At 64.4% G+C, this 13,712-nt stretch carries 14 protein-coding genes; 8 read left to right on the top strand and 6 right to left on the bottom strand.

The genetic code is table 11. The features are described from left to right. Positions 1-73 precede the first annotated feature (73 nt). Positions 74-3,466 carry a GH92 family glycosyl hydrolase gene (locus HDE78_RS10450; protein WP_345776053.1) on the top strand — a complete coding sequence of 1,131 codons (3,393 nt, stop codon included), beginning with the start codon at positions 74-76 and terminating at the stop codon, positions 3,464-3,466. On the opposite strand, the gene HDE78_RS10445 is transcribed toward HDE78_RS10450, so the two are convergent. The 3 genes from HDE78_RS10445 to HDE78_RS10435 form a co-directional block, all read right to left on the bottom strand. Beyond that, positions 3,460-4,068, bottom strand: a complete 609-nt coding sequence (locus HDE78_RS10445; RefSeq protein ID WP_179478995.1) for a 2OG-Fe(II) oxygenase — start codon at positions 4,066-4,068, stop codon at positions 3,460-3,462. The genes HDE78_RS10450 and HDE78_RS10445 overlap by 7 nt on opposite strands. A gap of 163 nt (positions 4,069-4,231) precedes the next feature. Then, positions 4,232-4,444, bottom strand: a complete 213-nt coding sequence (locus HDE78_RS10440; RefSeq protein WP_179478993.1) for a DUF3820 family protein — start codon at positions 4,442-4,444, stop codon at positions 4,232-4,234. Positions 4,445-4,452: 8 nt separating this feature from the next. After that, entirely contained in the window at positions 4,453-4,875 is a 423-nt protein-coding gene (locus HDE78_RS10435) for a VOC family protein (RefSeq protein ID WP_179478991.1), read from the bottom strand. Between the two features lie 126 nt (positions 4,876-5,001). Here HDE78_RS10435 and HDE78_RS10430 point away from each other — a divergent pair, with 126 nt between their 5' ends. After that, entirely contained in the window at positions 5,002-6,288 is a 1,287-nt protein-coding gene (locus tag HDE78_RS10430) for a nucleotide disphospho-sugar-binding domain-containing protein (protein WP_179478989.1), read from the top strand. Here the strand turns inward: HDE78_RS10430 and HDE78_RS10425 are convergent. Next, positions 6,285-7,019, bottom strand: a complete 735-nt coding sequence (locus HDE78_RS10425) for a class I SAM-dependent methyltransferase (RefSeq protein ID WP_179478987.1) — start codon at positions 7,017-7,019, stop codon at positions 6,285-6,287. The two genes, HDE78_RS10430 and HDE78_RS10425, sit on opposite strands and share 4 nt — an antisense overlap. Positions 7,020-7,322: 303 nt before the next feature. Between HDE78_RS10425 and HDE78_RS10420 the strand changes: the two genes are divergently transcribed. The 6 genes from HDE78_RS10420 to HDE78_RS10395 all read left to right on the top strand — a co-directional run bounded on the left by HDE78_RS10420 (position 7,323) and on the right by HDE78_RS10395 (position 11,511). Next, positions 7,323-8,411, top strand: coding sequence for a PQQ-dependent sugar dehydrogenase (locus HDE78_RS10420; RefSeq protein WP_179479124.1), 1,089 nt, complete (start codon positions 7,323-7,325; stop codon positions 8,409-8,411). Positions 8,412-8,647: 236 nt separating this feature from the next. Next, positions 8,648-8,803, top strand: a complete 156-nt coding sequence (locus HDE78_RS10415) for a DUF1328 family protein (protein ID WP_179478985.1) — start codon at positions 8,648-8,650, stop codon at positions 8,801-8,803. Between the two features lie 108 nt (positions 8,804-8,911). Then, positions 8,912-9,274: a DUF883 family protein gene (locus HDE78_RS10410; RefSeq protein WP_179478983.1), complete on the top strand. Its 363-nt coding sequence runs from the start codon at positions 8,912-8,914 to the stop codon at positions 9,272-9,274. Between the two features lie 23 nt (positions 9,275-9,297). Next, on the top strand, positions 9,298-9,876 hold the full coding sequence (locus HDE78_RS10405; protein WP_345776052.1) for an ABC transporter ATP-binding protein: 579 nt from the start codon (positions 9,298-9,300) through the stop codon (positions 9,874-9,876). Then, a complete protein-coding gene (locus tag HDE78_RS10400; protein ID WP_179478981.1) occupies positions 9,873-10,226 on the top strand; it encodes a hypothetical protein in 354 nt (117 codons plus the stop codon). Before HDE78_RS10405 ends, HDE78_RS10400 begins: the two co-directional genes overlap by 4 nt. Before the next feature lie 100 nt (positions 10,227-10,326). After that, positions 10,327-11,511 (top strand): AI-2E family transporter, encoded by a 1,185-nt coding sequence (locus HDE78_RS10395; RefSeq protein ID WP_179478979.1) that lies wholly within the window; start codon positions 10,327-10,329, stop codon positions 11,509-11,511. Positions 11,512-11,526: 15 nt separating this feature from the next. On the opposite strand, the gene HDE78_RS10390 is transcribed toward HDE78_RS10395, so the two are convergent. Both HDE78_RS10390 and HDE78_RS10385 read right to left on the bottom strand, forming a co-directional pair. Beyond that, positions 11,527-12,282 (bottom strand): SDR family oxidoreductase, encoded by a 756-nt coding sequence (locus tag HDE78_RS10390; protein WP_345776051.1) that lies wholly within the window; start codon positions 12,280-12,282, stop codon positions 11,527-11,529. Further along, the gene (locus tag HDE78_RS10385) at positions 12,279-13,712 is read right to left on the bottom strand and encodes an efflux transporter outer membrane subunit (RefSeq protein ID WP_179478977.1); all 1,434 of its coding nucleotides are present in this window, start codon (positions 13,710-13,712) and stop codon (positions 12,279-12,281) included. The genes HDE78_RS10390 and HDE78_RS10385 overlap by 4 nt, the downstream gene beginning before the upstream one ends.

Genomic DNA, 13,712 nt, shown 5'->3' with positions numbered 1-13,712 from the left:
GCGTCGGCTTGCCACGGTGTGGCGCCACGCCGCGAACGACTGCAGATAAGTGGAAAATCCTGGAGGATTCGGCATGAAGGTATCGGCATCGCGCCGCACATGGCGCGGCGTGGTCACGGTCGCGACAATCATCACCGGCGCGATGCTGGCCGGCAGCGCGGCGTTCGCCCGATCCACCGTCGACAGCTTTCAGACCTCGTTCGAAGCCGGCCAGCCGGCGCCCGTCGTCGCGCCGCCGGGCGCGGCGTTCGGCGCGCGGGTCGACGGCGGTCCCGCCAAGAATGTCGTCCTTACGGCCAAGCCCGATGCGGGTTTCACCGGCCTGCATTCGCTGCACTATCGAGGCAACAGCGGCGGCGGCCAGCAGCAAAAGCTGTTTGATGTCGATGTGCCGGTGCGCGCGGATACGCAGCTCTCATACGTGATCTTTCCGCAGCACGCCGGCGACGACCTGCGCAACCCTGCCAACTATGTCGCGGTGGATCTGCTGTTCGACGACGGCAGTCGGCTGTCGACTCGCGGTGCGCTCGATCAGCATCGTATTCCGGCAGACGCACGCGGGCAGGGCGAAGGCCGCGTGCTGTATCCGGACCAGTGGAATGTCGTTTCGATCGACCTTGGCCGCGTCGCGGCGGGTCGACGCGTCACGCAGATTTTGCTCGATCACGATGGCCCTGCCGCCGATATCGAAGGGTATGTCGACGATATCCGCGTCGGCAGCGAGGCGCCGGATTCGCGCCGTCAGCCGGCCGACTTCGTCGATACGCGCCGGGGCAGCAACGCCAACTTCAACTTCTCGCGCGGCAACGTCTTTCCTGCGATGGCGCTGCCGCACGGTTTCAATTTCTGGACGCCGGTGACCGATGCCGGTTCCAACTGGCTGTACCAGTATCAGGACCACAATGGGCCGGACAATCACCCGCGCCTGCAGGCCTTTCAGCTGTCGCACGAGCCCAGCCCGTGGATGGGCGAGCGGCAAACGCTGCAGCTGATGCCCGAAGCGCAGGCCAGCGGTGTGCCGCTGCTCGATCGCGCCGCGCGTTCGCTGGGCTTCACGCATGGCAATGAAACCGCGCATGCACACGATTACCGCGTGGCGTTCGACAACGGTATGGTCACCGAGATGGCGCCGACCGATCACGCGGCGATGTTCCGCTTTACCTTCACCGGCGCGACGTCGCAGCTGTTGTTCGATAATCTCAACGACCACGGCGGTATCATGCTGGACGCGTCGGGTCGAAGCTTCAGCGGCTATTCGGATGTCAAAAGCCGGTTGAGCACCGGCGCGGGTCGGCTGTTCTTCTACGGCACGGTCGATCGGCCCGTGCTGCGCAGCGGCCGACTGACCGGCGCGGGGCGCGATCACGTGGCCGCGTGGTTGGGTTTCGATACCCGCATCAATAAAGTGCTCACCCTGCGCGTCGCCACCTCGCTGATCAGCCTGGACCAGGCCAGGCACAACCTCGCGCTGGAAATCGCGCCGAACGATACGCTGGAAACCGTGCGTGATCGCGCGGCGCAGGCCTGGAATGCGCTGCTTGGTGCGGTGCAGGTCGAGGGCGCCAGCCGCGACGAAAAGACCACGCTGTACTCCAACCTCTATCGGCTCTTTCTATACCCGAACGAGGCCTATGAAAACACCGGCAGCGCCGCGCAGCCGGTGTACCGCTACGCCAGCCCGTTCTCGGCGCCGGTAGCGGCCGACACGCCGACCCGGACCGGCGCGCGCATCGTCGACGGCAAGGACTTCGTCAACAACGGCTTCTGGGACACGTATCGCACGGCGTGGCCGGCCTACGTCCTGCTCACGCCGACGCAGGCCGGCGAGATGATCGACGGCTTCGTGCAGCAGTATCGCGACGGCGGCTGGATCGCGCGCTGGTCCTCGCCGGGCTATGCCGACCTGATGGTCGGTACCAGCGCCGACGTGGCCTTCGCCGACGCGTGGCTGAAGGGCGTGCGCAATTTCGATGTGGCCTCGTTCTATCAGTCCGCGCTGAAGGATGCGTCGGTTGTCAGTCCGCTCGCGGGCACCGGCCGCAAGGGCCTGCAGCGCTCGATCTTCAACGGCTATACCGACACCGGCGTGGACGAGGGCCTGTCGTGGTCGATGGACGGCTATATCAACGACTTCGCCATCGGCAACCTCGCCGATGCGCTGACGACGCAGCATGCGGCCAACGATCCGTACGCGGCTTACTACGCCGATGACGCGCTCTACTACCGCAACCGCGGGCTCGACTACGTCAATCTGTTCGACGCCGACGTCGGTTTTTTCGTCGGTCGCGCATCCAATGGGCAATGGCGCTATGGCAAAGCGGATTTCGACCCGATCCGCTGGGGTGGCGACTACACCGAGACCGATGCATGGAACATGGCCTTTCATGCGCCGCAGGACGGCGCCGGCCTGGCGGCACTGTACGGTGGCCGCGCGGGGCTGGCCGCCAAGCTCGACGCGTTCTTCGCCACGCCGGGCAACTTCCATGTCGGCAGCTACGGCGAGCCGATTCACGAGATGCTCGAGGCGCGCGACGTGCGCATGGGCCAGTACGGCCACAGCAACCAGCCGTCGCACCACATCCTGTACATGTACGACCTCGCCGGCCAGCCGTGGAAGACGCAGGACAAGGTGCGCGATGCGCTGTCGCGTCTCTACGTGGGCAGCGAGATCGGCCAGGGCTATCCGGGCGACGAGGACAACGGCGAGATGTCCGCGTGGTATGTGTTCAGCGCTGCGGGCTTCTATCCGCTGCGCATGGGCTCGCCGGAGTACGTCATCGGCGCGCCGTACTTTCCGCATATGGACGTCCGGCTGGAAAACGGCAAACACATCGTGATCGATGCGCCGGCGGTCAGCGACACCAACCGCTATATCCAGAGCCTGCAGGTGAACGGCCAGCCGTGGAATAAGCTGAGCTTGCCGCATGAGCTGCTGGCCCAGGGCGCGACGCTGGATTTCGTGATGGGTCCAAAGCCCTCGGCGTGGGGCAGCGACGTCTCGTCCCTGCCGGCATCGCTCACCGCCGAAGGCCGGAAGCCGCAGCCGATGCGCGATCTCACCGGGATCGGTCAGGGCAAAGCGAGCAGCCGACCGGCGATGCAAAAACTCGATGCGCTGTTCGACAACGACTCCGATACGGAAGCCACGCTGCCCGTCGGCGCGTCGACCGTGAGCTGGCATTTCCCGCAGGCGCGTGAAGTGGCGATGCTTACGTTGACCTCCGGGGCAACGGCTGCCGCCCCTTCGGACTGGCAGCTGGATGCGTCCGGCGACGGCGAGCATTGGCATCGTCTGGATACGCGCAAGAACGAAACATTTTCCTCGCCTCGCCAGACGCGCGTGTTCGGCATTCGACAGCCGGGTAGTTACACATATTATCGTCTGAGCTTTCCGGCAGCCCACGGTTCGGCCAGAGCCCTGGCCGAGATCGAGCTGATCGGGCCGACCGTCCCGAAGGATCAGTGACCGACGGGAACCGCGCGCTGCCGCATCCAGCACGCGATGCTCATGCGCTGGCGCGTCGCCGGCAGCACCTCGTGCTCGAACTGCGCCGACAGAAACAGCACGAGTGTGCCGGCGCGTGGATAGATATCGCGGTGAGAGGCATCGGCGAGGTATAGCCGCAGCGCACCGCCTTCGACGTCCAGCCAGTTCGCGTTGAGATAGAACACGGCAGACACTACCCGAGCATCGCTCTGGTGGAGTTGATCCAGATGTCGCGCGTAGCCGGCGCCGGAGGGATACACCGCGTACTGCGATTCGCTGTCGACCAGACCCAACAGCAGGCGGCGGCTGAGCGCGATGCGCAACGCGTCGATTCGATCCACGAACGCTTGCTGCGGTGCGCTCAAGTTTCTGGATTCAAACCACCGCGTGCTGTCGCCGCGCAACAGGGTCAGGGCACGATCGAGGCCCGTCGCCGCCGGCATCAGCAAACGCGAGGTGTGCATCGCGGTGCACTCGCTGGCCAACGCCTGCGTTTGCACGTCGGTCATCAGGTTCTCGATGACGCACCAGCCATCCGCGGCGAGTGCTCTCGTCGCGGCGTCGAACTCGCGGGGCAGCATGGTCGCGGGGTGCTCTGGTCGTGCGCTCGATGGCGCCAGCGCCCTTGCGGGCAGTCTCGACCGGACGCGGAGGAGGAAGGTTGCAGCGGTCGATCATTCAGACGATCGGCCTGAACATCCTCGACCGTGCCTTGCAGGATACGCCCAAAGCGCGCGCGCACGACTACCGCTTGCGCAGCGGCTCCAGCAATGACGACAGCCCGTTATGGTCGAGCTCCAGCATCAGCGCCAGCAATCGGCCCAACTCACCCTTGGGAAAGCCCTTACGGGCGAACCACGCCAGATAGGCGCCGGGCAGGTCGGCGATCAGCCGGCCCTGATACTTGCCGAAAGGCATGGTCACGGTCACCAGTCGCTGCAGGTCTTCGGCTTCCATCGTCGGCCCTATTTCGCAAACAGCTTGGAGCGGTCGGCGAAAGCCTTGAACTCCAGCGCATTGCCACACGGATCGCGCAGAAACATCGTGGCCTGCTCGCCGGGCTGACCCTGGAAGCGCACGTGCGGCTCGATCACGAAATGCGTGTCGGCAGCGCGCAGCCGGTCGGCCAGCGCTTGCCACTCCTCCATCGACAGCACCAGACCGAAGTGGCGCACCGGCACGTTGTCGCCGTCGACATCGTGAGCCGCCACGTTGCCCCATTCCTCCGGCGCCAGATGCGCCACGATTTGATGACCGTGAAAATCGAAATCCACCCATGTCTCGCTGGAACGTCCTTCCGGACAGCCCAACAGCTCGCCATAAAAACGGCGTGCGTTGACCAGCGACGTCACAGGAAAGGCGAGGTGAAACAGTGCGAGATTGGACATGGTTGATCCGGGGCGAATCGCCTTCGATGGCGAATGACGAAGCATTGCCGCCATCGCCGCAGGGGTCAATGGTCGCCATGGCTTACACGCTATGCTGCCCTTCGTTTCGAGTCGATGCCATCGCCCATGCGCCACGCCCGTATCGTCATCGCCACCGTCGGCTCGCTGGGCGATCTCTTCCCTTTTCTCGCCATCGGCCAGGAGCTGAGCGCGCGCGGGCATCGCGTCGCCATCGCAACGCACGGTATTCATCAGGCGACGATCGAGCAGGCGGGCCTCGACTTTGCCGATGCCAGTGGCATTCCCGAACCCGAAGACCGCGAAGCCTTCATTGCTCGTGCATTCGATCGCTGGCGCGGTCCGCGCTTTGTGGTGCACGACTTTGCCGCGAAGGATGTGCGGGCCAGTTACGAAAAACTCGCCCCAATCGTTGCCAATGCCGACGTGATGATCACCACGACATTGGCTTTCGCCGCACAGATACTGGGCGAACAGCTGAACGCGGCGGGCAAGCTGTGCTGGCTATCCGCGGTGCTGGCACCGGCGGGCTTTCTATCGGCATACGATCCGCCGGCAACAGGGATAGCTCTGCTGGACCCCCTCATGCGCGGCGCGGCGCGCCGCGGTCGCTGGCTGCAAGGGCTAGCACGCCGCATTACGCAGGGATGGACGGCGCCGGTACGCGACTTTCGCCGTTCGCTCGGCTTGCCCCCGGTATCGCCGCTGGGCGATCCGTTTCATCGGGGCCAGCACGCGCCGCAGGGAGTGCTGGCCTTGTTTTCTCCGTTGCTTGGCCAGCCGCAGCCGGATTGGCCGGCCCAAGCGCACGTCACCGGCTTCGCGCGCTACGTCCAAACGGCCGAGCTCGATCGTCCGTTACGCGCGTTTCTCGACGCAGGCCCCGCTCCACTGGTATTCACGCTCGGGTCGACGGCGGTGCATATGGGCGCGGACTTTCTGCGCGAAAGTCTTGCGGCCGCCCTGGGGCTGAGTCAGCGCGCCGTGCTACTCACCGGCTCAGCGGAAATGCGCGCGAAGCTGCCAGCGGATTTGCCGGCAAGCATCCATGCCGTCGACTACGCACCGCATGCGGCACTGTTTCCATGCGCCTCCGTCATCATCCATCACGGCGGCATCGGTACCAGCAGTGAAGCGCTCTACGCCGGCAAGCCGATGCTGGTGGTACCGCACGGCTTCGACCAGCCCGATAACGCGGCCCGACTGAAGCGGCTGGGCGTGGCGGAAATTTTGCCGGCGGCAAGCTATCGCGAAAACCACGCAGCACCACTCTTAAAGCGGCTTCTCGCCGATGACACTTATACACAGCAAGGCAGGATTTGCGCGGCGAGTTCTCGCGGCGAATGCGGCGCATCGACTGCCGCCGATATCATCGAAAGATCACTACTCCGCTAGGCTTTCTCGAGCACACATAGCAAGGAAACGCCGAACGGTAGATCGAAGTGCTTCAGCCAGGTGCGCTCGGCGGCGAAGATAGTCCGCAGCAGGCCATTGATCGGTTCAGGCGGAACGCGGCTGCCGGCGGCGACCTTGCTGCCAAGCAGGCGTTCCTTCACCCGCACGATGGCAGCGAGCGGAAACAGCAGCGTATTGAAGTGAGAAAGCCGCACCAGTCGATAGCCGGTTGCATGAACGCGCTGCCGTATTTCGCGCGCTGAGTAGCGCCGATGGTGATGCAGAAATTTGTCGTGAGCACCGTACAGCCAGTCGTATGCGGGAATCGTGACCAGGATCCGGCCGTTGTCCGCCAGCAGCGAATGGATCGCGGCCAGCGTCTCGGTATCCTGTTCGATGTGCTCCAGCACGTCGAACAGGCAGATCAGATCAAAACGCTCGCCCTGGAACGGGATATTGTCCGGACAGTGACCGGCGCGGATATCATGCGTACCGCCGGTCTTTTTGTCGGCAAGCACTCGCGCGCTTTCCTCCATGTCGAAAGCGCTCACCTCGCCAAAAGTTGCCAGCATGTCCAGATTGCCGCCGGTGCCGCAACCTATCTCCAGAATGCGCGCGTTGCTGGGCAACCTCAGCTGTCGAATGGTGGATGTGAGAATGGCGCGTCTTCCGGTGAACCACCAATGTCGCGACTGGATCTCGGCCATCTCGATATAAGCTGCGGGTTCCAAGCGTTTTCCATGAAGCAATGAAAGAATCCGCTAAGCGTAACGTGTTTGGCGAGCCGCCGTTTCATGGATGCGCAAACTGCGTCATCGATAACTGACCGAAGCATGATCTCGGGCTCTATCTATCCAGCTGCGCATTGTTGTTGACGGCGTCGAATATTGCGCTGACGATGGTCTGTCCGATTTCGGCACTGGAGAACCGCACCCACGGCGGTCAGATCGAACGCACTGTCACCGCAGTGTGATGTGTCTCTGGATAAGGTTCAGGTTGCAGCTAGTGAGCGTGAGTCGGAGTAGAGCATGGCAATGCGAATGGCGCTTTTTCTGTTGTTGAGTTGGCTGGCCATGCAGGTGCAGGCCGCTTCGCCGCTGGAGCAGCTGACCCTACCGCCGGGTTTCCATATCGCGCTGTATTCCGATCAGGTGGCGAATGCGCGGGAGATCGCCCTGGGCGCGAAGGGTACCGTCTTCGTCGGCTCCGGCGACGCCGGCAAGGTTTACGCGCTGACCGACAGCAAGGGCGCTGGGGTGGCCGACAAGGTACGCGTGGTCGCCAGCGCTCTGGAGTCGCCGATCGGGGTGGCCTTCAAGAACGGCGATCTCTACATTTCGGCGGTCAGCCGTATCGTCGTGCTGCGCGATATCGAGAACCATCTCGATGACCCACCGGCGCCGGAGGTAGTCACCGACAAGCTGCCGACCGAAACGCACCACGGCAGCAAGTTCCTCGCCCTCGGCCCGGACGGCAAGCTTTACGTGCCTATCGGCGCGCCGTGCAACGTCTGTGATCCGGGCCCCGACCACGGCAAGCTCATCCGCATGAACGCCGACGGCAGCGGCATGGAAGACGTGGCGCGCGGCATCCGCAATTCGGTCGGCTTCGACTGGCAGCCGGGCACCGGCCAGCTGTGGTTTACCGACAATGGCCGCGACATGCTTGGCGATGATCTGCCCAGTGACGAGCTCAATCGCATCACCAGACCCGGCGAGCACTTTGGTTTCCCGTACTGTCATCAGGGCGACACGCTCGACCCCGAGTTCGGCCAGGACAAGCGCTGCAGCGACTATGCTCCGCCGGTGTTGAAGCTGGGCGCACACGTGGCGGCGCTGGGCATGCGTTTTTACGAGGGTCGCCAGTTTCCGGCGAGCTACAAGGGCGCCATCATCGTGGCCGAACACGGCTCCTGGAACCGCACGAAAAAGTCCGGCTACCGTGTGATGACGGTGCATCTGCAGGGCAGCAAGGTGCTGTCGTATGAGCCGCTGATCACCGGCTTTGCGCCGAACGAGCAGGCGTGGGGTCGCCCGGCCGACGTGCAGCCGCTGCCCGACGGCAGCTTGCTGGTCAGCGATGACTTGGCCGGCGCCGTGTATCGGGTCACCTATAAGCCCTAGAACGGCAGCGGTCAGCGAGTGGCGAAACCTTCGATGGCGGTCGTCGAAGGGCGATAGGAAAGGCCTGTCCGTTGGCGCCCGCCCTAGCCGACGTCGCCGCGGCGTGCAGATACACGGGATTTCCCTTCACGCTCGCATGGCGGATTCTATGGGTGAATGGCTGACCCCCACCCGGCAAGCCACCTCGGCGGCGAGCCACGGGCCTGACTTTGGCTCCCATTCAAGAGGACAACGCCATGCTTCACTACGCACTGGTTTTTCTGGTTATCGCGATCATCGCCGCCGTACTGGGTTTCGGCGGCATTGCCGGCGCCGCCGCAGGCATTGCAAAGATTCTTTTCGTCATCTTTCTGATCTTTGCGATCCTTGCCTTCTTCCGCCGCGCGCGATGACAAGACCGTGCGCTTGCGAGAGTGACGTCTAGGCACGCACTCTCCTTGCGCCAACAGACAGATGTGTCGAAGCATTGCCTCCCCGAACGCCCCTAAACGGAGTTACCCATGAACAAGCACGTACAGACCCCTGAAGAATTGGTCGGCAACCGTATCGACGAGAGCGCCGAACGCGTCAAACAGGCGACATCCAGCGCCGTCGCCAGCACCAAGGAAGTCGTGGATCGCGCGGCCGATTCGGTCGAAGAAGGCCTGCATCGCGCGACGGACAAAGTGGCCGATGTGGCCAACCGCACGACCGACAAGGCGGTGGAAATCGGCGAGCGGGGTCGCGAGGTCTACGACCAGACGCGCGAGCGCGCCGACGAGTGGCTGGAAGTGGCGCGCGATTATGTGCGCGAAAAGCCGGTGCAGTCTGTCGCCATCGCGCTGGGTGCCGGCTGGCTGCTCGGCCGCATTCTGCGTCGTTGATCTCGCCGACTTAGGGGCAGGGAATGCAGCAAACGACATCGGAACCCGGAACCGCGGCGCCAGAAACGGCGCCGCTTCCGTCTGGACTGTTTGCCGAACTGGGCCAGCTCGGTCGTGCGGTCAGGCATCTGTTCGGCGCCCAGATGCATCTGCTGGCCGCCGAACTCGGCCTGGCACGCACGGCCGTGTCGTGGATGCTGATTGCCGGATTGGCCGCAATGGTGGCCGGCGTCGGGCTTGGCCTGAGCCTGCTCGCCTTTGTCGGCCTGCTGTTGGCGAAATGGTTTGGCTCGTGGGTGCTGGCGCTGCTGGGCCTATGCGTGCTGCAGTTGATCTTTCTGCTGGGCTCAATTCTGTTGTTCCGCCGCTGCATGCACTGGATGAGTCTGCCGGTGACACGCGGCGAATGGCGCGGGATGATGCGCGACACCGTGGCCAAGGCGCGCGAGGAAATCGATGTCGAGCGCATCAAGGCGGACGTGGCGCGGGTGAAGGATGATCTGGTGCGCAAGGCGGAAACCTTGAAGGACGACCTGCTCGCCGGCGATCCACGGAAAAGCGAGCGTGGCAACAATGCGTCCGAGCGGGAGGGCAATCCATGAGCCTGTTCAAGCAGTTGGCCAAGGTACGCGCCGCGCAGTCGGAAATGAAGCTCGCCCGCAGCGAGCTCAGTCCCCCGGCCGCACTGCTGCTGGCCCGGGGCCAGCGCTATCCGCTGACGACGGTGGGTGCGGCGGCTGGCGCAGGCTTCGTGCTTGGGCGTCTCAACGTGCATCCACTGCGGATTCCTGGCCTGGGATCCTTGCTCAGCGGTGGCTTGGCCGAGACGGTGGCCTACGGCGTGCGACTGGTTTCCGAGCTGGGGTCGTTTGGATCGAGCGCGGCCGATTCGGGCGCCGACGCCTCGGGCGACTCATCGGCTGCGGATATCGACAGCAGTCGATCCTCATGACGACGGCGATGACGCGGACATCGGTCAGACAAGGGCCGACGCTGTCGTCATCGTCGCTATTTTCATCGTTCGATCGCGCACTGCCCACGGGTACGGTCCGATGAACGAGCCCGGCCATCTGCCATCGCACGACGAGCCCGTCAGAGACCGCAGCGATGTGGCTCCACTTCCGGTCGATAGCGACGAATCGATTGGCTATGCGTCGAGTGCGCACAGTCGGGGGTTGCAGACGACGCGCGGCACGCTGCGACATCTGCGCGCCATCCGGGTGATATTGAACAGCATGCTGCTGCTGGCGCTGATGTATACCGTCACGCTGACTAAGTCGCTGTTGATTCCGCTGGTGCTGGCAGCGTTCCTGGGGCTGGCGCTGAATCCCATCGTGGCCGCTGGCTCGCGTCGCGGCCTGCCGCGCTGGCTGTGTGCCAGTGTGCTGATGCTGGCGCTGGTCGGCTCGCTCGGATTCGGCGTGAGCAAGGTGGCGCAGCCGGCGATGGGCTGGATCCAGGGCGCGCCGGCCACCATGAAAGAACTGTTGCCGAAGTTCCGCACCATTACCGCACCCTTCGAGATGGCCAACCGCGCGACCCAGAATCTGGTGAACGGGCCGCCATCGCGCGCCCATCCTGCAGCGGCGGCGGCCGCCGTGTCGATCAGTACGTGGGATGTGCTGGCCAAGGCGCCCGCCGTGCTGGCCGCCATGCTGACGGTGACCCTGCTGGTGTTCTTTTTTCTGGTATTCGGCGACACCTTGCTCAGGCGGCTGGTGGAAATCGTGCCGGATTTCCACGCCAAGCGGCACGCGGTGGTGATCGTGCGCAGCATCCAGACCGAGGTGTCGCGTTACATCCTCACCACCTCGTTGATCAACCTGAGCCTGGGGCTGTTTACCGCCGGCATGCTGTGGTGGCTGAACATGCCCGATCCGCTGCTGTGGGGCACGGTCGCCATGATGGCCAATTACATTCCCTATGTCGGCGCGATCACCACCACCACGATTCTGATGATGGTGGGTCTGGTGCATTTCGATCAGCTCGGTCAGGCGATGCTGCCGGCGTTGTGCTTTATCGGCTTCACCATCGTCGAGGGCAACCTGATCACGCCGATGGTGCTGGGCCGGCGCATGCGCGTCAGTCCGATCGCGATTCTGCTGTGGCTGCTGATCTGGGGCTGGCTGTGGGGAATTCCCGGGGCCTTGCTGGCGGTGCCGATGCTGACCAGCGTGAAACTCATCGCCGAACGCATTCGCGGCTGGGGCTGGTTCGCGGTGATGGTACAGCGCTGAGTCGCGGCGCAACGATCACCAGTCGATCCGTTGGCGATCGCGGAAAAAGCCGCCGGTGATCGACGATTTCGCCGGCAGGCAGGCGGCCCAGACGACACCTTGCGCGCTCTCGCTGGCCGGCCGTCCTCCAGTGCCGCCCATGTCGGTGTTGGTCCAGCCGGGACACACCGCGTTCACCAGAATTCCGCTGCCGCCCAACTCCGCCGCGAGCGTGCGGGTATAGGTGTTGAGGGCAGCCTTCGAGACCCGATAGGCCGGACAGCATTCGCCATCGACCGCGCTGGAGCCGCAGCCGCTGGAGACGTTGACGATACGGCCGAAGCCAAAGGGGCGCATCAGCGGCAGCAACGCCTCGCAAACGCGCCATGCGCCGAACAGGTTGGTTTCCAGCGCGGCGCGCACGGTATCGAGGTCGATCGACGACGGCAGTTCGCCCATGTCGTAGTAGGCGCCGGCATTGTTGATAAGGACGTCCAGACGTCCATAAGTATTCTCGATATACCTCGCCGCGGCGTCGATGCCGGTCTGGTCGGTGACGTCCAGCTGGATCGCCGTGACGTCGATCCCATCACGGCGTAGCCGCTGTGCCGCCCGCTCACCCAGCGTGAGGTCACGACTGCCGAGCAGCACGGCCATGCCAGTCGCTGCAAGCTGCCGCACCACCTCCAGACCCAATCCGCGGTTGGCACCGCTGACCAGCGCGATCTGCTGTTCCAGCGGCGGCGCGGTGAACGAAGAAAAGCTACGCCGCGCTTGCGGGCGCATATTCATGGCGCGCTGGCCAGAGCGCTGCAGTGTTCGTTGCCGCAGGCCTGCCAGCCGCCGCCCAGCGCCTTGTAGATGGCGATGGCCTGAAGATTGATGCCGGCTTCGGCCTCAGCCAGCTGATCTTCCGCGGTGAGCTGCGTGCGCTGGGCGTCGAGCAGCTCGAGATAGTCGGTGGCACCGGCTTCGTAGCGGATGCGCGCCAGTTCGGCGGCACGCGTGCTCTGGGTTGATTGCTCGTCCAGCTTCTGCACACGCACGCGCTGCTGGTTGTAGCTGACCAGTGCGTTGTCGACGTCTTCCAGGGCGTTGAGCACGGTGCGCTGGTAGTTGGCTTTGGCCTCGTCGGCGCGCGCTTCGCTGGCCTTGACGCCGGAGCGCACGCGCTGCACGTTGAGCCCGTCCCAGCTGATGCTGGGCGCCAGCGAAAAGGCGCGCGACTGCGCACCGCCGAAATCGTTGCTGCGGCCGGCCAGAAAACCGACGAAACCGCCCAGCGAAATGTGCGGAAACCAGTCCGCCTTGGCCACGCCGATGCGCGCATTGGCCGCCGCCAGTTCGCGCTCGGCAACGCGAATGTCCGGCCGGCGGGCCAGCACGTCGCCAGCGTTGCCGATCGGCAGCGCGGTATCGATGGGATGGAAGGTCTTCGGCGACAGGTCGATGTCGAGTTCTCCCGGCCGCTCGCCGAGCAGTACGGCGAGGCGGAACGTATCGGCCTGCGCCTGAGTCTGCAGTGGGGGCAGCTGCGCCTCGACGGCGGCCAGACGCGCGCTGGCGCTGGCGACATCCTGATCCGAACCGGTACCGACATCGGCGCGGCTCTTGATCAGCTTGAGCGAATCGCGCAGGTTGCCTATATCGCGCTGGGCGACGTCGATGCGCAGCTGAGTGCCGCGCAGATCGAAGTAATGGCGCGCCACCTCGGCGAACAGCGTGACCTGCGCATCTTCCAGCGACGCGGCGCCGGCTTCGGTATCCGCGCGCGCGGCTTCCACCGAACGGCGGATGCCGCCGAACAGATCCAGCTCCCAGCTGGCGTCGAAACCGGCCTGGTAAGTGGTGATGGTTTCCGGATCGGTGGTGAAACCCGGCTGCTGTTCGCGGCTGCGCGTATAGCTGGTCTGGGCCTGGACGTCGGGCAGCTGCTGGGAACGCGCCGTACCGAGCTGCGCCCGCGACTGGTTCAGCCGCGCCAGCGCGATTTTCAGATCCGGGCTGTTTTTCGCGGCACGCTTGATCAGCGCATCGAGCGTTTGATCGTTGAACTGCGTCCACCAGTTGGCCTGAAAATCCCGCGCCGACTGCTGCGCGGCATCGACGCCCTGCAGTGCGACCGGCTTCTCGACTGGACGGTGATAGTCGGGGCCGACGGTGATGCAGCCGGCCAGGAGCAGCGCGCTGGCAAGAGCGCTCAAACGGAAAAGCGAAGTCAT

It is taken from the genome of Rhodanobacter sp. K2T2, assembly GCF_013408815.1.
Lineage (GTDB): Bacteria > Pseudomonadota > Gammaproteobacteria > Xanthomonadales > Rhodanobacteraceae > Rhodanobacter.
Note: the sequence above shows the minus strand (reverse complement) of the source record. Positions and strands in the feature narration are given on the sequence as shown.

Coding starts and splice junctions, on each gene's coding strand:
- HDE78_RS10450 (WP_345776053.1), top strand. CDS start 74: ATGAAGGTATCGGCATCGCGCCGCACATGGCGCGGCGTGGTCACGGTC.
- HDE78_RS10445 (WP_179478995.1), bottom strand. CDS start 4,068: ATGCTGCCCCGCGAGTTCGACGCCGCGACGAGAGCACTCGCCGCGGAT.
- HDE78_RS10440 (WP_179478993.1), bottom strand. CDS start 4,444: ATGGAAGCCGAAGACCTGCAGCGACTGGTGACCGTGACCATGCCTTTC.
- HDE78_RS10435 (WP_179478991.1), bottom strand. CDS start 4,875: ATGTCCAATCTCGCACTGTTTCACCTCGCCTTTCCTGTGACGTCGCTG.
- HDE78_RS10430 (WP_179478989.1), top strand. CDS start 5,002: ATGCGCCACGCCCGTATCGTCATCGCCACCGTCGGCTCGCTGGGCGAT.
- HDE78_RS10420 (WP_179479124.1), top strand. CDS start 7,323: ATGCGAATGGCGCTTTTTCTGTTGTTGAGTTGGCTGGCCATGCAGGTG.
- HDE78_RS10415 (WP_179478985.1), top strand. CDS start 8,648: ATGCTTCACTACGCACTGGTTTTTCTGGTTATCGCGATCATCGCCGCC.
- HDE78_RS10410 (WP_179478983.1), top strand. CDS start 8,912: ATGAACAAGCACGTACAGACCCCTGAAGAATTGGTCGGCAACCGTATC.
- HDE78_RS10405 (WP_345776052.1), top strand. CDS start 9,298: ATGCAGCAAACGACATCGGAACCCGGAACCGCGGCGCCAGAAACGGCG.
- HDE78_RS10400 (WP_179478981.1), top strand. CDS start 9,873: ATGAGCCTGTTCAAGCAGTTGGCCAAGGTACGCGCCGCGCAGTCGGAA.
- HDE78_RS10395 (WP_179478979.1), top strand. CDS start 10,327: ATGAACGAGCCCGGCCATCTGCCATCGCACGACGAGCCCGTCAGAGAC.
- HDE78_RS10390 (WP_345776051.1), bottom strand. CDS start 12,282: ATGAATATGCGCCCGCAAGCGCGGCGTAGCTTTTCTTCGTTCACCGCG.
- HDE78_RS10385 (WP_179478977.1), bottom strand. CDS start 13,712: ATGACTTCGCTTTTCCGTTTGAGCGCTCTTGCCAGCGCGCTGCTCCTG.